The 18,065-nt window shown below is 64.0% G+C and carries 9 protein-coding genes; 5 read left to right on the top strand and 4 right to left on the bottom strand.

Annotation, left to right across the window (positions count from 1 at the left end; translation table 11 throughout):
* Positions 1-82 precede the first annotated feature (82 nt).
* The 5 genes from ACAH41_RS08630 to ACAH41_RS08610 all read left to right on the top strand — a co-directional run bounded on the left by ACAH41_RS08630 (position 83) and on the right by ACAH41_RS08610 (position 12,333).
* Complete coding sequence (locus ACAH41_RS08630; protein WP_325655973.1) at positions 83-1,984, top strand: hypothetical protein; 1,902 nt, start codon at positions 83-85, stop codon at positions 1,982-1,984.
* Positions 1,981-3,501, top strand: a complete 1,521-nt coding sequence (locus tag ACAH41_RS08625) for a hypothetical protein (protein ID WP_325655971.1) — start codon at positions 1,981-1,983, stop codon at positions 3,499-3,501. Before ACAH41_RS08630 ends, ACAH41_RS08625 begins: the two co-directional genes overlap by 4 nt.
* Positions 3,498-8,924, top strand: coding sequence for an FtsK/SpoIIIE domain-containing protein (locus ACAH41_RS08620; RefSeq protein WP_325655969.1), 5,427 nt, complete (start codon positions 3,498-3,500; stop codon positions 8,922-8,924). Before ACAH41_RS08625 ends, ACAH41_RS08620 begins: the two co-directional genes overlap by 4 nt.
* Before the next feature lie 65 nt (positions 8,925-8,989).
* Positions 8,990-11,290 (top strand): DUF262 domain-containing protein, encoded by a 2,301-nt coding sequence (locus ACAH41_RS08615; protein WP_325655967.1) that lies wholly within the window; start codon positions 8,990-8,992, stop codon positions 11,288-11,290.
* 263 nt (positions 11,291-11,553) lie between these two features.
* Positions 11,554-12,333 (top strand): hypothetical protein, encoded by a 780-nt coding sequence (locus tag ACAH41_RS08610; protein ID WP_325655965.1) that lies wholly within the window; start codon positions 11,554-11,556, stop codon positions 12,331-12,333.
* Here ACAH41_RS08610 and ACAH41_RS08605 read toward each other — a convergent pair.
* From ACAH41_RS08605 to ACAH41_RS08590, 4 genes are read right to left on the bottom strand one after another with little or no spacing between them, the layout of a single operon-like run.
* Positions 12,325-12,945 carry a class I SAM-dependent methyltransferase gene (locus ACAH41_RS08605; protein WP_325655962.1) on the bottom strand — a complete coding sequence of 207 codons (621 nt, stop codon included), beginning with the start codon at positions 12,943-12,945 and terminating at the stop codon, positions 12,325-12,327. The genes ACAH41_RS08610 and ACAH41_RS08605 overlap by 9 nt on opposite strands.
* Complete coding sequence (locus ACAH41_RS08600) at positions 12,942-13,781, bottom strand: phosphoadenosine phosphosulfate reductase family protein (RefSeq protein ID WP_325655960.1); 840 nt, start codon at positions 13,779-13,781, stop codon at positions 12,942-12,944. The genes ACAH41_RS08605 and ACAH41_RS08600 overlap by 4 nt, the downstream gene beginning before the upstream one ends.
* On the bottom strand, positions 13,774-17,112 hold the full coding sequence (locus tag ACAH41_RS08595; protein WP_325655958.1) for an ATP-binding protein: 3,339 nt from the start codon (positions 17,110-17,112) through the stop codon (positions 13,774-13,776). The genes ACAH41_RS08600 and ACAH41_RS08595 overlap by 8 nt, the downstream gene beginning before the upstream one ends.
* Positions 17,105-18,028 (bottom strand): DUF4007 family protein, encoded by a 924-nt coding sequence (locus ACAH41_RS08590; protein ID WP_325655956.1) that lies wholly within the window; start codon positions 18,026-18,028, stop codon positions 17,105-17,107. The genes ACAH41_RS08595 and ACAH41_RS08590 overlap by 8 nt, the downstream gene beginning before the upstream one ends.
* Between the last annotated feature and the right edge of the window lie 37 nt (positions 18,029-18,065).

Below are 18,065 nucleotides of genomic sequence, written 5' to 3'. Positions count from 1 at the left end.
CAGCCAGTCCTGATTCGCGCGCTTGGGGCGTACCGCCTTTGAGGCGAACGGCTAGACAAAATAGAAACTGGGGAGACTCCTAATGACATCGATCGCGCCGGCAAGCCTGGACGCCATGGCTCCGCCATCGAGCGCCTGGGTGCGCTTCCTGCGCTCATACGGGCCGACGCCGAACAATCTGACGTTGTTCGACGAATACGTCACGGGCGCGCTCGACCGAGCCAAGGTGCGGCCCATCGAGCTGTCGAGCCCGATGCTCGAACGGTTGAAGGACAGGGTGGCTTCCAAGGCGCCGGGCTCCATCCTCGTCGCGGGCACGGCCGGCGACGGGAAGACCTATCACTGCCGGAGCCTTTGGCTCTCGCTGGGAGGCGCTCCGAAGGATTGGGCCTCCTCCACCAAGGTCAAGTCGCTGAGCCTCGCGGATGGGCGCCGCGCGTTGTTCGTCAAGGATCTCAGCGAGCTCTCGGACGACCAAAGCGACGAAGCGCTGGCGCTTCTCGAGAGTTCAGTCCTTGGCGACGAAGGCGAGGCGTTCGTCGTCGTCGCCGCTAACCATGGACAGATTCTCGAACGCCTGCGCGATCTTGGCTCGAGGCAAGGTCGGCAGCATCCGCTGCGCAAGCCCGTGCAGGATGCCTTTCTCTCCGGCGCGCAGCCGTTGGAGCGGCTGGCGATTTTCGATCTCAGCCGAGCCACTCATCGCGAGTCGATCGAGGAGATCCTCGCAGCCGTCGCCGGGCATCCGGAATGGGAAAACTGCGAGCGGTGCCCGCTCAAGGCCGATGGCCTGACGTGCCCGATCTACGAGAACAAGTCGCGGCTTCTGAGCGAGGCCGACGGCGGCCGTTTCGCGCGACGCTTGGGCGACATCGTCGAAGTCGCCAAGCTCAATGGCTGGCATCTTCCCGTGCGCGACCTGCTGGCGTTGACCTCCAACATGATCTTGGGGCATCGCGACGCGAAGGAAGGCCTCATGGCGTGCGCCGACATCGCCGGCATCCAAGCCGCTGGCTCCGAGGAGCGCGGCAACCTCTACGATAACGTCTTCGGCGCCAACCTTCCACGCCGGCGAGCCATGGATAGGCCGGTGTTTCACGCGATCGCGTCGTTCGGCATCGGCGAGGAGACCACCAACGGCGCCGACGGCTTGTTAGTCTACGGCCGCGATGACGCGAAGCTCTCGGCGGCGTTCGAGCGCCTGGTCGCGTCCGATGGAGCCTACGGCGCCACCGCGCCCTATCTCTCGGCCCAAGAGCGGTATCTCGAGGGGGAGGAGGCGGCGCGCGTCGATGGCGGCGCCGACGATTTCCTCAAGAGGCTCGAATCGCAGCGCCGCCGGCTCTTCTTCACCCTGCCGGACGGCGAGGCGGAGTATCCGTTTTGGAGCCTGACTGCGTTTCGCTTCGCGGGCGAATATCTGACGACGATCGCGGCCCTGGCCGCCCGCGCGCGCGTCGACGAGACGACCCGCAACCGGCTGGTGCGCGGGCTCAACCGCGTCATGACGGGCCTGCTGATCGACAACACCGACAAGATCTTCGTCGCCAGCTCGGGAGGCTTCACGCAGTCGCGCGTGAGCGTCCTATGCGACACGGAGGCTGCCGCGCGCCGCGCTCCGGGGACGGGCACCGGCATGCTCATCAAGCTCGATGCCCAGACGGGGCGGGCGCTGCTCGACGTCTCGTTGGCGGCGGGCCCCGGAAACTCCGTCACCTTCGAGCTCTCCCCGGTGCGCTTCGAGTTCTTGTGCCGAGTGTCCGAGGGATCGCTTCCCGGAAGCTTCTCCAACGAGTGTTTGGAGGACATGTTGGCGTTCAAGGCCAAGATGCTGCGCAAGGCGGAGCTGATCCGCAGGCGGCGATCCCCAGACGAGGACGAGGAGCCGGGCGCCGACGAGGGCGCGCTCACCCTCAACTTCATCGAGATCGAGCAGAGCGGCCACGGATTCTCCCGGCCCGTCACCGTCAGGATCGGAGCATGAGGCCAGTCATCGAATCGGTCGACTTCGCGGTCGACGAGCACATCTGGGGCCATCGGCTCTACGACGAGCAGCTTCCGCATCTGACCGTCCTCGAGTTCCTCGGCGTGCTCGGCGCCAACGCCGACAGCCCGCTCGTGGCCGGCGCCGCCGATCGCGTGCGCTACAAGCCGCAGAGGCAGATCCGTCTGCGCGGCCTGCTGTTCAACAACCCGTATGTCGAGTCGGTGCGCGAGCGATCCATCGGCGACGAGGACAAGTGGCGGGTGTGGGCGGAGCATTTCGCCCAAGACGCCACCAGGCAGGGCGACGAGGACATGGCCTATCTGCGGCAAGTCTTCGCGAGCTTCGACGACTTCGCGAAGGCCATCGAGCTCTTGCGCTCGTCGGCCTTCGAGGCCCGCAGCAACAAGCGGTGGAGCTCGAAGTTCGTATTCCCGTTCGGCCCCGACGCGCTCTACGAGGATCTGCGGATCGATTCGCATGGTGCGTCGAATGATCGGCGATTCTTCGCGCGCACCGGCGAGCTGCTCTATCTCATGCTGTGCCGGGCCAAGCGGGGCCCCGAGCTGGGCAAGACGCTCGTCGAGCGCCTCTTCGATCGGACGGCTCCGATGAACAGGCTCGTCAAGGCGCTGCAAGGCGAGCCGCAGCTCGCCTCGGACGCGCGCGACGTCGGCTACCTTCCGCACGCATTCCATCCGCGATTCGACCGGCTTTGCGAGGACTGGATCGCCATCCTCTCGCGGGACATGCCGATCTACGACGCCTTGGAGCACCTGATCGCGACGGCAGGCTTGAACATGCTGCTGTATTTCCTCGAGTGCTCGAAGGCGCAAGCCGGCGACGCGGAGCCGGTGGAGCTGGTTTGCGAGATCGTTCGCGTGCGCACCAAGGTTCGGGCGCTGTCCGGCGACTCCTACCAGCACAACCAATCGCTGTCCTTGCGCGCGGTGCGGGCCGCCGTCGAGGCGATCAAGCTGACGCCGGAATGGCGAGCGGCCTTGGCTTCGGAGTTCCCCGAGGTCGAGTGCGGCAAGCTGATGCGCGCCAACTTCCAATGGCCCACTCAGGGCGGCAAGGACGAGCCGGACTACTCGATGACGTCGGGCGACGAGCTGGTCAAGAAGCTCGTCGAGATGGCCGAGTCCCGCCACGGCCAGCACGTCGCGAAGATCCACTCGACCTGGTCGCGCGCGATCGGCCTGAGCTCGCGACGATTGGCAAGGCGCACGCGCTACGCCCCGAACGATCGCCTGTTGAAGACCTTGGTCGTCGCGATCGTCGACGACCGCATGCAGTTCGACGACTTCCTCGCCGAGGCGCAGCGCCGCTATGGGCTGGTGATCGGCGACGCCGAGGGCAAGAGGCTCGTCAGCCAAAAGAAGGTTGACCAGGAGGCGCTCAGCGAGAACCGCGGGAACCTCGAGGCGCGGCTTGTCGGGCTGGGGCTCGTGCGCCGGCTCTCCGACTCGTGCTCGTTCGTGGAGAACCCGTTCGGGTTCGATGGGGAAGAATGATGTTGACGGATCGAATCATCGGGCGGGTCGGCGCGGACATCCTCGCGCGCAGGCTCGACGACGCCAGGCAGCGGGACGGCAAGCTCGCGGACTCCGCGGCGCTGTTCAGGCTCGACAAGCTCGCTCCGGCCCAAATCGCGGCGGTCGTGCGCGAAGTCGTCGCGAGCCCCGACCTGTCGGCACGCATCGATCTGCGCATCCCGGCCGGACTGGTGGCGGGCGAGGGCCTTCCCGACTCGGCGCTGACGACGGAGAACGCGGGCGCGGTGCGCAATGCGGGCACGGACAGGGAAGCGCTGCTCACCGCCAACGGCAACGAGCACAACCTGGCCGACACGCTCGGGCACGTGACGGCGATCGGCGCGACGGAGTTCCGCGCGAACGACGGCGCGTGGGTCGAGGCGACCTGCCATGTGGGCCAGCTCTCGCCGGTCGCGGAAGATCGGCTCGTGCTGCGCGCGGCGATCAAGGGGCTGATCTCGGCGTCTGACTTGTCGCTTGTGCAGCTTGGCGACTTCTGCTCGAAGGTCGCCGAAGGGATATCCACGCGCGGCTTGGCGGTGCGCGATGCCGTCGGTTGGGCGCTTCCGTGCGTGGCGCTTCCCCGCGACACGTCGTTCTTCTCGAATTCCAAGAGCTACGCCACCGCGATGGGGCCGTGGCGCAAGTCCTTCGAGAAGCTGTTCGCCAACCGCGCCCCGCTTCTCGCGAGGCTTCGCCCCAACGGCCAGCCGCTGGACGCCGAGGACATGCGGCAGCGGCTGGAGGATAACGCGGCGTCGATTCCGGATGGAGCGCGGGCGACCTTGGAGGCGTTCGTCAACGCGGCGCCGGGAGCGGATGGCTTGGCCGCGGAAGTCGCCCTGCTCGAATGGGAGCAGGACGGCGTCCACTTCATCTTCGAGAAGGCGCGCGAGCGCCAGCAAGGATTGGCCGAACGGACGCTCGCGTTCTTCGACCACGATTGCGACGATCCCGAGGTGCTCGATGCGCAGTGGCGCAAGCACTTGGAGGAGCTGCGCCCGCGCGAGCGCCGCTCGGAATGGAATGAGGACGACGAGAACTTCTTCGAGATCCATCGCCGCTATATCGAGCCCGATCCCAAGCTGCATGGCCGCTGGGAGAAGGTGGTCTTCGGCAAGCCGATCGAGTGCAACGACTTCTTCGAGGGCTTCGCCAGCGTCGCGCAGAGGCTTGTCGTCAGCGCCGGGCCCGCCTCGGGCGAGCGCTTCCTGCGTTTCACGGTCTCGAAGGGGCGCACCGAGTGGCGCGAGCGCTTCAACGGCGACGTGGGCGCGTATTTCTCGGCGATACACCGCGGCCTCAAGGAGCTGATGGGGGCGAAGGTCCAGTGGCGCGTCGAGCGCATGGGCAACGCCAACTTGCCCGATCCGCTTTTCAAGTTCCCGGCGTTCTTCGCGGCTGAGAAGAAGCTGCGCGGTGACAAGGTCAAGGCGGTGACGTCGCTGGCCCGCGGCGCGGTGCAGATCAAGTTCGAGGTGTCGCTCGTCGAGACGGTCGGCGACAGGGAGACGGTCGTCGACAAGACCCAGCTCCTTTGGCAATACCGGCCGGAGTCGATCGGCCTCGCACTGGTCGACGACATGGAGCGGTTGCGCGAGAAGGGCGCCGTCGGCTGCACGGAAGTGCCGCGGCGGGTCGTGAGCAAGAAGGGCGGCGTGCAGAGCGTGTCGCTGCTGGACACGGGGACGCTCGAAGCGACGTTCTCTCGCGACGCAGGCTCGCTCGTCCCTCCGCCTGGCAAACTCAGGAGCATGCGAGCCGACATCAAGCGGCGCATCGACGATTTGGCCGAGGAGGGCCGCCTCTCGGCGGAGCAGCGCGTGGAGATCCGCGCGGCTTGGGACGCCTTCGAGGCGGACTACGCCCAAGCGCTGACGGATTTCGTCGAGACCGGCCTGCACGGCGAGGCGGTGATGCGCCAGGCGGACTCCTATGCCGCGTTGCTGCGATCGCTCGCCATCCATGCCCGCGGAGACGTCTGCCGCTCGCGTCTCGTCTCCGAGGTGCTCTCGATCGGGACGGTACGCGTCCTCGGCGACCAGGCGACGTTGATCGTTCCGCCGTGGCACCCCGAGCGCATGAAGGCGCTGGCGGTCAAGACCCGCAGGGTCGCGGGACTCGTGACGCACATCCTCGGCGGCGAGGACGTACTGTTCGGCGACCGCGGCATCTTCTTCCGCGAGTTCGCCGAGGAGATGGCGCATCCGTTCTACCCGGAGATCGCGGCGCTGACGCGCGGCGGAGCGCCTGTGCTCGTCTCCGAAAGCAGCACCGTCAACGGATACAGCCTCTTCGAGCGCCCGACGCGCGCTGAAGACGATGCGCTGACCGACGTCGAGCCGGGCGCTGCCTCCAAGCAGGTGCGAGAGCTGCTTGAGCGCTACGTGGGGCTTCAACCGCACGAGGCCAGCAACCTGAGCGTCCTGCTCTACAACGCCGACGCCGCGGAGCTTCCGTTGGCCGTAGTGCGCGAGCTTGGAAGCATGCAGACCGATTCGGACTTCCGCTGCGACGTCTCCGTGCGCCATGGCGATCCGGCGAAGCTTCGCCGCGTCTACGCCGAGCTCGTGACGAAGGGCGGCGACGACCCCGACCTGTCGGTCGTCGGCGAGACATCGGCGAGCTTCATATCGAAGCTCCGCATCGCCGTCGCGCCGTCGTCTTCGACGCCGCGGCAGGGCGACGACGGTTTTCGCGCGTTCGATATCGCCTTCCTGCACGACGTCGTCTCGCGGACAGCGGCGGTGGAGTGGCTCCCCGTCGATTGGACCAACGACAGGCCCAGTCTCGACCACGCGCCGTCGCGGTGGTCGTATCGCAGCGTCTCGGGCGAGGACGAGCTCAAATCCACGACGTTCCTGACTTGCCCGCGGCAAACCGCGACCGGGTGGGCCTATGTTGCGGCGGTCGCCTCGGTCGCGCGCCAAATCGACGCGCCGGCGGGGGCGATCTTCCTGCCCGCGCGTCGCATCTCGCTGCAGAACTCGGCGTTGAAGGCGACGATGGACGACGCGCACGCGTTGGCCGAATGGGTCGCGACCTACGACGAGCTGCTGGACAAGCGCCAACTGCAAGCCAACGGGGTGACGGTGGTGCGCTACCGCCGCGCCTCCACGAATGGCCGGAACATGATCGTGAGCTCGACTTCCGAGCTGCGGCTGTTGGGCGTCCTGGCGCGTCGCAGGCTCGGAGAGCTCGGCCTGCCGTTCGATGCCGACCTGTTCGAGGAAGTGGCTGGGAGAGTCAAGAAGGACGCTCTTTCCATTTCGGGGGACATCGTCTTACGCGCAGCCAAGCGCGGAGTCTCCGCGGGCGAAATGCTGGGGCTCGTGATGAGCCGCTATCTGATCGAACGCGAGTTCAGGTCGATTTGCGGCGCCGGCGGGCAGTCGTTCAGCGTCTTCTTCCTTCTCGATGACTACGCCGACTGGCTCGCCCAGAAGGAAAACCGGATCGCCGACATCCTCGGCCTGTGCGTGGAAGAGGGCGATTCTGGCGTGCGGCTGCACATCGCGGTTGTCGAGTCCAAATATGTCGCTGGGATCGCCGCGGCCGACGCTCGCCGCTCGTCGAAGGCTCAGCTCATGGCTACGTTGTCCACGTTCCGCGCCGCGCTATTCGGCGCGCCTGGCAGGCTCGATCGCGACGTCTGGCTCGCGCGACTAGCGGATCTTCTGATCGACGCCGACATTCCGCCCGGACGTTCGGGATTGCTCGAGCGCGCGAGAGCCAAGCTGCGCGACGGCGAAGCGGCCATTTCGCTGCGCGGCTATTCGCAGGTCTTCGTGCATTCGCCGGATCCCGCTGCGAGCCTTTCAGCGTCGGAGCAGGTTCTGTTGGACGAGACGGACGGCGTCCAAGCCTGGCAGGAGGTCTTCGACAGGCCCGAGCTCCGGGAGTTGGTGGAAGCGTACGCGCGCAAGGCCGACCCGACGCCAGTGCGCGCGAAGCTTGGCGGGCACGAGCCCTGGTTGACCGTCAATTCGCTGCCGCCGGCCGCTCGCGTGGCCTGGACGGCGATGATGGAGCAGTTAGCGGCGCCCGGCGAGGCGGTGGCGGAAACGCCCATCGTCGTGGAGTCGCCGTCGGCGCCAACGACAGCGCCTGAAAACTCGATGCTGGAAGAGGCCGCGGCGTCGCCGGCTCCCCAGAGCGTTGCAGTCAGCTCGGGATCATTGCCCGCTGGCTCCGGCGCTGGCGCATCGAGCTCGGACGGCCATGGCGCATTGGCCGCGCTGATCGCGTCGAAGACTTCTTCGACGACAGACGCAGTGGACGAGCGGGAAGCTTGGGCCGAAGACACGACGAAGAAGCTCAAAGCCGCGCTCAACAGCTACGGACTGCAGGCGGCCGTGCTGGGCACCCGTTTGACGCCCAATGGCTGTCTGGTCAGGCTGGCGGGCTCCGACCGGCTTCGGGTCGAGGACATCGAATCGAAGCGCGTTCAGTTGCTCACGACGCATGCCATCAGCTTGGTGACGGTGCAACCCAAGCCGGGCGAGATCGTCGTGACGATCGCGGGCTCGAAGAGGCAGTCGGTTTCGCTGTGGGATCTTTGGGCGCGCCGAAGCCTGAACCGGAACGTCGCCGGCATCAACACGTCGTTCGTGCTTGGCCTCCAAGAGATCAGTGGTTCGCTGCTTTACCTCAACCTTGGCGGCGAGTTCGGTGGGCTCGCGTCCCACGAGCCGCATTCGCTGGTGGCCGGAGCGACTGGCAGCGGGAAGTCGGTGCTGATCCAGGCCATCCTCCTGGACATCGCGGCGACCAATCCGAAATCGCTTGCGCAAATCGTCCTGATCGATCCCAAGATGGGCGTCGACTACTCGGCCTTGGAAGATCTTCCGCACATGCGCGAACCGATCGTCACCACGCGCGAGCGGGCGATCGAAATCCTCAAGGAGCTCGTGGAGGAAATGGAGTCTCGGTATCGCACATTCGCGGCGGCCAGGGCTCGCGATCTGATGACGTTCAACGCGAAGGCGTCGGAGGCGGACAAGCTGCCAATAATGTTCCTGGTGCACGACGAGTTCGCGGACTGGATGCTCGACGATGGCTACAAGGGTGCAGTCAGCGCCGCGGTGCAGCGGCTTGGTGTCAAGGCGCGAGCCGCCGGCATCCACCTTATCTTCGCGGCGCAGCGCCCGGACAAGGATGTCATGCCGATGCAACTGCGCGAAAACCTTGGGAATCGGCTGATCTTGAAGGTGGCAAGCGAGGCGACTTCCAAGATCGCACTTGATCGTCCGGGAGCTGAGTTGCTTCTCGGAAAGGGGCATCTCGCAGCGAAACTCAATGGAGAGCAAGGTCTGGTGTTCGCGCAGGCCCCGTTTTTATCCGACCAGGACATCGAGTTGGCGATCGAAGCCATCGTTTCCGACTGCGCCGGCGTCATGTAGGACTGCCGGGTCGAGACAGAGTTCCGGCTTTTGGGATCGGCTCAACATCCAATTGGGAGAGATGAATGATTGATATTTCGAAGGCGTTCGCACCCATCAGCGAGCCCATCTCAGGCTTCTTCCAGCAGCCTGGTGTCGCCTACTACATCCCCCTGTATCAGCGGGAATACAGCTGGGAGGCGGGCAACGTCGAGCAGCTGATGGAGGACATCTTCAACGGCGTCAAATCCCTGGTCGAGGACGGCAGCGAGACGAGAGATCGGGCGATCCATTTCATGGGCACCGTCATCCTCTTTCAGGAATCGAATCCGCACCAGAACATCCAGCCCCGCGACGATCGCGCTCTGCCGCCACGCATAGACAATGTAATCGATGGCCAGCAGCGTATCTCCACGATCGCATTGCTCGCTTGCGTGCTTTTGCAGCGGCTCATGGTCATTCGGGCGAAACTGCCTGCCGACACGGTGTTCGATTCGCTTCGGACCGAGGTCGACTCGAAACGCGATCTGCTGCTCGAGGTCTTCTCGGTCGACATCAAGCGCGGAACGCCAAGTCGGAAGCCCATCATCGTCCGCGGTTCCATCGACGGATGGACCTTCGACGGCGCAGACGCCGACAACTATCGCTCCGGCGTCACGAGCTATCTGGCGGCCACCATTCGGGCGGTTGCCAACAACGCGATCTCCTCGGTCGCGGCGCCCCTGGACAAGAGAGTCGCTCGCAACGTCGCGGAGATGCAGAAGTGGCTCAACCGCGTGGAGCAGACTGTCGCGGACGATTCCAACGACTACCCGCGGGCGAAGCAAATCCTCGGCACCGTTCCGGAGGAGTCCTTGTGGTCATATTCCCGCAAAGAGTTTCACGAATTCGTGCCGGAGCCGACTGAGGCGTTCGACGCCAAATCGAGGGCTGTTTCGACGCTCATCCAGCTGCTGGCCTTCATCCACTATTTCGCTGAGCGTTGCTGCTTCACGGTCATAAAGCCGGTTTCCGAGGAATGGGCGTTCGACATGTTCCAGTCGCTCAACGCGTCCGGAACCCCGTTGACGGCCATCGAGACCTTCAAGCCGCTTGTCGTCAACCACCTCGCGCAGGAAGGCAAGGTGTTTAAAGACACCGAATCGAACAAATATTTCAGCAAGGTTGACAAGCTAGTTGGCGAGACGGGTCCATCCGCCAAGAAGAACAAGCTGACGGACGAGTTTTTGAGCACGTTTGCGCTGACTCGCAACGGTCATTCGCTGTCGGGGCAGTTCAGCCTCCAACGGCGCTATTTGAACGACCAGCTCAGATCGACCGCGGGTCCGGAGGGGCGCGAAGAGCTTGTGAGGCAAATGGGCGATCTGGCCACCTACTGGGAATGCGTCATCGGCTTCGAACCCAACAACCAGTTGGCGATCGCAGGCCTGGAAAGCGTGGGGGCCCAGCACAAGGAGGCTTCCGGATTTAGCGTCTTGTTTGTTCGGGACTCCGGCCACCGGATGGCGCACTCGATATTAAGTCGCTTCTACGGACGGCTCCTGCGACTCAAGACGGTTGACGCGGCCACGGATTTCGCCGACGCGTGCAAGGCCGTCAGCGCCTTCTACTTCCTATGGCGAGCCGCGAAGTCGAATTCTGGTCTCGACGACGTCTACCGCAAGCTTTTGCGTCTGGGGGAGCCCAAGATCGAAGTGCCGGCCATGTCCGCAGCCAACGGCTTCGATGCCCTTGACATCGGCAAGCTCCGAGAGTTTTTTGTCGCCGCGCTCGGCGACCTGGCCGTGAAGGAAACGTGGCTGAAGCAGGCCGGATTGTATCTGCGATACGACTCGGCGAAGCCCATGTGCAAATTCGCGCTTTTACTCAGCGCACACGACGCCATTCCAGATCCTGAGGCTCCTGGCTTGATGAAAATCGGCGCTGAAGGCACTCGCACGCTTGTCGAGCCGACCGCCTGGAGCTCCCCCAACTTCAAAACCATCGAGCACATCGCGCCTGTGAAAGGCGATGGCGAGTGGGACCCGCGGCTATACGAGAGCGATCGATTTCAAGCGGTTGGAAACTTGACGCTCTTGCCAGTTGAAATCAATAGTTCCCTTGGCAAACACGAGTGGCGCGTGAAATCGATCTACTACCGCCATCTCGCGGAGAAAGATCCGGACAAGTTGGCCGCGCTTATGAAAGAGGCTGAGGTTAGCGGCGTCGAATTGCAACCGCACACAATCGACCTGTTGAAGAATTCCTCTTACGCCCATCACATCGAGCCCATTGTTGGCGTGGTCGGGAGCCAGGGGTGGAACCTGGACCTGGTTGAAGCCCGCACTAAGAGAATCTGCGAACTGGCTTGGGCGAGAATCAGCCCGTGGCTGGGCTTACCGCTCTGAGCGGCTCGGGCAAAAGCCGGCGGATTTGCATGTTCGGGGCTCATCTGCGGCATCGACGGTCCGGCCTCTATTCATTTTTCAAATGGGGAAGACAGATGAGGTCTGCAATTTCTGTCGTGCTGTTGCTATGCGCGCTTGGGGCGGCTATGGCTCAACCAGCGTCGTCGACCGCGAACGGTTCAGCGCCATCGGCATCTCAGACCGCTCAGGTGGCGCCGACCCCTGCGTCTGCCCCATTGGCGACCCCGTCCGCGGAGCCTGCCATGATTTCCCGAATGCAGGCGCTCCAGAAAGCCGTTCAAGAGGCCGGCGAGAAATCTAAGGTTGCCGCTGAGCGCACATCATGGTTCGCTGTCGGCACCGTGATAGTCAGCGGGCTTATGGCGTTGCTTGCGCAATCGCTTCTGATGTGGCATCAGCGTCGGCAGACGGCGGATCAAGCGAGAAAAGAGATCTCCAACTCGTTTGCGCAGTGGCAGCTGAAGCAGCTGTGTGAGCTCTACGGCCCGCTCCGCGCGCTGCTGGGCCAGTCCAACGTCTTGTATCGCCAAATGAATGCGCTGGTTATCAAGAACGCGCCGGTCGCCCAATTTCGCTTGGCGGATCGCCCCGCTGGCGATTTCGACAACAAGGTGTTCGAGGTGTTGATCGATGGCGAATGGACGCATTTCCGAACGGTCAAGCACTTGGAGCGGGTCTACGGTCAGGGCCTGGGAGTTGAACCGATCTTTGACGCCGTGGCTGAGGTTGCCGATCGCATCGCTCTGCTAATACAGGAGCGCGCCGGCTATGTCCGTCAAGATCAGGACAAGCTCATCGAAGTGCTGGGGAAGTATCTCGCGCACTATGTGACGCTCAAGGAGGTTCACAAGCGGGCGAGGCAGCCTGCGCCGAACGCTGCCCGCTACGTCAACGACGACGCAGTGTTCCCTACGGAGATTCAAGGATTGGTGGACGAGGGCTTCCGCAAGCTCAACGCGGAATTGGCGGGATGGCGGTCCAGAGGAGAGCCCGCCATTGCGGCGAGCGCCGGCTCACGCTGAGAGGAAATTGAGCCAGCTGAGTTGCCGACCCTCTCGTAGCGAGTCGGCGGTTCTCCAGACGTCAGTCTCTTTGAACCCGCTCCGGCCCAGAGCCATGCGGAACGCGCGCTCTTCGAAATAGGTGAAAGAGCGCCCATCGGGAGCGCGCGAATCGCCCGCGCCTTCTTGCACAGATGCGAAAAATGTCCCGCCTGGCCGCAGCGCGGAGCGGATCCGCGCCAGCGTTTCCGAGAGAGCGGGCCTTGCGACGTGCAAGAGCGAAGCACAGGCCCAGATCCCGTCGAACTCATGATCGAATTCGATCTCCTCAATGCGGCCGACGCTGACAGGAGAGCCGGAGACTTCCCGCGCTATGCGAACCAGAGACGGCGAGGCGTCGAGGCCTATGGGCATGAAGCCAAGGCGTGAAAACGCCCGAAGGTCTCGACCCGGGCCGCACCCGAGATCCAAGATACGCGCTCCCGGGCTCAGACGCCGTGCGAAACGCTGCTGAACGTCGGTGAGATCGGCGTCCAAAGTGCGGCGTGAATATTCGTGCGCATGCGCCTCGTAGAAGGCGAGCGTCGAGTCTTCGAGAATCTCGGCGGGAAGCCCGTCGCTCAAGCGGTTCATTTGTGGCAGACCACGCATGCGCCACCACCCTCGTCCTCTCCGTAGATCTCGTCGATGTCTTCGAGCGTGCTGACGGGGCGCAGTGGGTTGATCGGGCGGCTGGCTAGGTCGCGCTTTTTGCGCAACTCGTGGTCGGCGACGATTTGGATTACGCGCGCGGGCTTTTCCAACTCGGTCAATGGCTCCGCATGCGACCACGTGAATGGCGATCCGTGCTCCAAGGCGTTCTTCTCCAACTCCTTGGCTTCCTCGAACTTGTCCGGATGACGCTCCTTGAGGCGAACCCATTCGATCTTCTGTTGGAAGAAGCAGAACGTGCAGCCGCTACGCGATCGCCATTCGTAATACTTCGGGATGCCGACGCCTGACGATTCCAGGATGTCCATCACGACGCGCTTGTCGATGCCAGCCTCGCGGAAGGGCAGCCTCACCGACAAGTTGTCGTGTTTGGACGTGTAGCCCTCGCGGTATTCCTCGTCGGACCGGATGGCGACGTAGCTCACGACTTTGTCCCCCGCCGCGAGCATGGGACGCACCCATTGCTCGAATGGCGCGAGTTTGAGCTTGCGCGTGCACCAGCGGGTTTGCGCAGACGGCAGGTAGTGGTTGTATTCCCGCAGCCAGAAATCGAAGTCGCGGCGGGGATTGAGCCGGAGGATCGGCTTGCCGAGGAAGCCTTCGAGGCGGCCTAAAAATTCATAGACCTCGGGGAGCTCTTCGCCGGTGTCGGTGAAGAAGTATTCGATGGCCAGCTCCGGATGGGTTTGGCGCATGAAGACGGCCAGGGCGGCGCTGTCCTTGCCTCCCGAGATGCCGAGCACGTGCTTTTCAGCCATACGCCTTCTCCCCTTCGATTCGTTCGTCCGCGGTCAGTCGCATGCCGGCGCGCGCCAGCACAGCCAAGAGGACGTCCGTGTCCAGGCCTTCCGCCTTTAGGCGATCCGCCAGGTCGTTGGCCATCGCGTCGACGTGCTCGCGGTGGCGGTCGGATATCGAAAATTCGCGAGTCATGGTGCGCGTCTGCGCGCCGGCCCCGATGACGACCGCGAAGGCCTCGCTGGTGGGCTTGCGGCCTCGCACGGAGACGAACGCCTCGGACTGCCGGAAGCGAGCCGCGGCTTGCGCGATGTCGAGCAGCGCGACGTCGATGTCGCGATCGATCCAGTCGCGCGGTGGCTTGTTCGCAGCCAGGCTCAAAATCCCCTCGATGCTCGCCTTGCTTCCGTCATGGCCGGCGAGGCGCGCGGCGAAAGCGTCTTGGCGCAGGTGTCCGGTGACGCCGGCCACTGCCTCGGCGCGCGCGCGGAGGCGGTCGAGCCTGTCGGGAGGCGCGTCGAGCGATTCGAGCATGGAGCCTTGGATGCGTTGCAGCAGGGCGTCGTAGGCACCGGCCAGTTCCTTGATCGGGGCGCGCAAGGCCTCGACGTAGGAGCCGTGCGGCGACGCCTCCAAAAGGGCGGCTAGGTCGACGAAGAGCACCTTGTGCGGATCGCTCGCTTTGAGCAGCGTGTCGCGCACGGCGCGCGCCTCCACGCTCAGGCTCAGCGTGCGCTGGCTCCAAGCGGGAAGCCCGAAGACCAACGCGACGAGCCCGCGCGCGGCTTCGAGCGGGTCGCGCGCCTCGGACGCGGCGCCAACCTCCGCGAGGATGTCGGCGATGCCGGCGAGGATGCTCGACTTGGCCGCGTCGATCTGAATCCAGCGCAGCGAGAAGCGGCTCGCGTCTTGGAGGTATTCGTCGATGTCGGCGTCGCTCAGCTTCGGGATGAAGAAGCCGTCCTTGTAGACCGCGACGTTCGACTTGTGAGCGAGAAGGAAGGCGGTCAGGAAGACCGGCTTCACGCCGTCGCGGACGCCGTAGGGCGGCATTGCCCACAGGGCGTGGATGTCCGCGACGCTCACGCGCGAGGCCGAGTCCACGAACATGCGCCTGGTGGCTTCCCACAAGGGCAGGAACGCCTGCGCGTTGCCTTCGTCCGGCGCATGGAAGCCGAGCGAGCCGTCGGCTCCCTTGCGATGCAAGCCCGGGGCGCGCAGCAGCGTTTCGTAGAGGCCTCTGTCGGCCGGGTAGCCGTCGATGTCGAGGTGCTCCGAGTTTTCATGCGTCAGCATGCGGTGCATGAGGTCGCGCCGAGCCTTGACGCTGTTGCTCGACGGATTCTCCCGATTGATGAGCTCGCTCCACACCTCGGGGGCGCTCGCGTAGACCTCGTCGGCGAGCTCGGAAGCCAGCGGCGTGAGCCGAGCTCCGGGATCGAACGAGCGCTCGCCGATATGCCACCGCGCGTCACCCACCGCGGCGCGCAGTTGCTCTTCGAGGTTCGCGCGCACGGAGGACAGCCGAGCGACGACCTCGCGGCGGGCCACCGAATCGCCATCGAGCTCGTGGCGCGACTGCACGTGCTGCAACGACAGCAACTCCGCTCCGAGATCCTCGATCTTCGCGTGGTTGCGCGGCACCGCGACGATCACCGGCCAAGGCGCCATGCGTCCGGCCTCTTGGCAAATGCGCGTGAAGGTCTTGGCGCTCGCCCCCTTGCCGGGCAGCGCCAGCAGGAACAGGCCGAACTCGCCCTTGCGAGGCTTGAACTTCGCTGCGATGCGAGCGGCTTCGTCCAGGCGGCAGAGAACCATGTCCATCCAGCGCATGGTTCCCGTCTCGTGATAGTGACGCTTCGCGATCACGGGGTAGAGGCTCGCCATGCTCGTGAGGACGTCGAAGTCCACGCCGGGAAGCGTCGAGCGGGATTGCCACACCGCTCGATCGATGTCGAAGTCGCTGCCCTCGAACACCGACCACGCGCCGATGTGCTTCTTGAACAAGGCAACGCGCATGGCCGCCAGGCGTTCCAGCGCGCCCTCGATCTCTTTGCTCGGGCGAGTGTAGAAGATCGCGCTCAGCGTGCCCAAGTCGGCGGCGAGTCCGGAGCCGTTCCGGAAGAGGTCGATGACGGCGACGTTCTTGATCAGGGCGATGTCGAGAGGGTCGGTGGCCTTGGCCTCCGCGCGCTCGACGGCCTCGACGGCCTGCGCCCAACGGTGGCCGTCGGGGGATGCGAGGATCGCGGGCTCGAGGTTCGACCGCAGGTAGTCCCAATAGTCATCGGGTCGATACCAGCGCGCTTGGGAGAGCGGAGTCTCTTGCAGATAGGCGCGAAATCCGTAAGGCTCGACCGACGCAAGGAACCCGAATACGCTGCGCTCGTTTTGTCCGAATTGCCGTTTTGAAATCGGCCCCAGCAATGCTGCCATCGCGGGATGCAGGGGCCAGCAAGCATTGAGGCGCAAGCCGAAGTCTTCGCCTACCGCGGGCCGGCGCGACTTGATCGAGGAGGCCACGGCGTTCGAGGCTTCAAGCATCCATGGGGGGCGCTTCTTCGATTCGATGGCGCGGCCAATCAGTTCGACCACCTCATCACTCGCAGCAACGAGTGGGATGTCCGAGAAGCGGCCTTGAATCTTGGACCAGTCGTCCCTGGTGTCAATTCCCAGCCGTGCCGCGTATTGGCCGAACGACTGATGCAGGATGCCTACAACGACGATTTTGCCTTCCGAGCGACCCGCGGCTTCGGCAAGTTCTTGGAAGAAATAGACATCGTCGCCGGAGCCAAGCGCAGAAGCCTCCAAGAACTTGCCCATTTCATCGATCACGATCAATACGCCGTCGGAGTCACGCGACCCGGCAGCTCTCTCAATATCCGCGATCACCGACGATGGGCTAATCTTGCGCGGCTCCGAGTTTTGGCCTTGCGCTCGCCGCAATGCCCTGCCCAACTCGGCGACGACGCTGGTGCGCTTTCCGACGACGGCTAGCGTCGTCCAGCCGCGCCGAACCGGGAACGCCTTATCGAAAGAGGGTAGTTCAGGCAAATCGAGTAGCCGGCGGGCCTTCGAGCGCGAGGTCTTGTTAGGCGACAGCGCGCTTGCGAAAGCAAGGGCCAATGAAGACTTCCCTCCGCCGAACGGCCCCGTCCATGTGAAAGCGCACTGCTTGTTCTCACACATCTGCCTCGACATGGCGCTTAGAGCGGCTCGTGCGGTTGCATGGCAGATGTAGCCATCCAAAGCCTCGGGTGTGCCTAAGTCGGAATCGATACGGATAGACCGTTGATAGTGGCGCGCAATGCACACCAGTTCCGAAAGCTTGGGGTCGCGTTCGTCAGTCATATGCTCGTTCGATCATCATTGCGCTCAGATTTATGCTGTCGGCGCTGTTGCGATGAACTTGCCGCAAGCCCGCGGTATCAGTCCAGTTGAGTGCTCGGCGGGTCAGGTCGCCTAGGCCAAAGAGACGTTCCGCTACCGAGTCCTCGTCGAGCTTGAAGACGCGGCCGGGAGAACCCTCACCATACGCGATTGCCTCGAAGGAAAGTGAGCTCAGGTCGGGAGCGCAGCGGCCCCAATAGTCGAGAAGAGCGAAGGCAAACATGGCATCGTTCAAGGTTGGCTTGGGGCCACGTCGGAACGCGTACTGTCCCTTGCGCTCTTCATGCAGCAAGCCGAGCTCGCCGAGCATCGGCTCCGCGTATTCTTCGGGCGACGCCCCGGCTACGCGAGGCGCGTAGCCGCGCAGGCAAGTCTCAAGGTCGCGCGACAGGGTTGCGGGCGACAGCTTGCGCTTGGCCTCGAGACCGAGTGCATAGTCCATCAGCGCAGGTTCAAGCTCCTCTCGAGAGAATGAAGATGCCGTGACATGATTGAAGAGCCAATACCAAGTCGTCGCTCGGTTTCCTCTTCCCGCCACCTGCCAATGAGCATGCCAAGCCGTCGTTGAGTGTTCGGCATAGGGATCCCATCCGTCGTCGTCGAGCGCCTTTATTGCCCAATCGGACACCGTGTAGGCCTCGCCGCCGTCGTCTCGCAAGACGTCGCAGGCTAGAGCCCAATGGCGAATCGATCCCACCATGTTTTTGCCTACACCGAATTCGGCGATAGCTTTCTCGTCGGAGAACGTGGTCTTAGCGACTCTCCCCCCGATCGATTTGTCGAATGCCTTTTTCAGCCACATCTGACGGAGTGGGAAGGTCTCATGCCCGGAGAAATGAGGCGTCATCGACGTCAAAACTGTGGTGGTGTTCTTCATTGAAAAGCCATTCTAGCTAGGTGACGGACGCGAACTG

It is taken from the genome of Ideonella sp. (genome assembly GCF_041287625.1).
GTDB lineage: Bacteria > Pseudomonadota > Gammaproteobacteria > Burkholderiales > Burkholderiaceae_C > Ideonella.
Note: the sequence above shows the minus strand (reverse complement) of the source record. Positions and strands in the feature narration are given on the sequence as shown.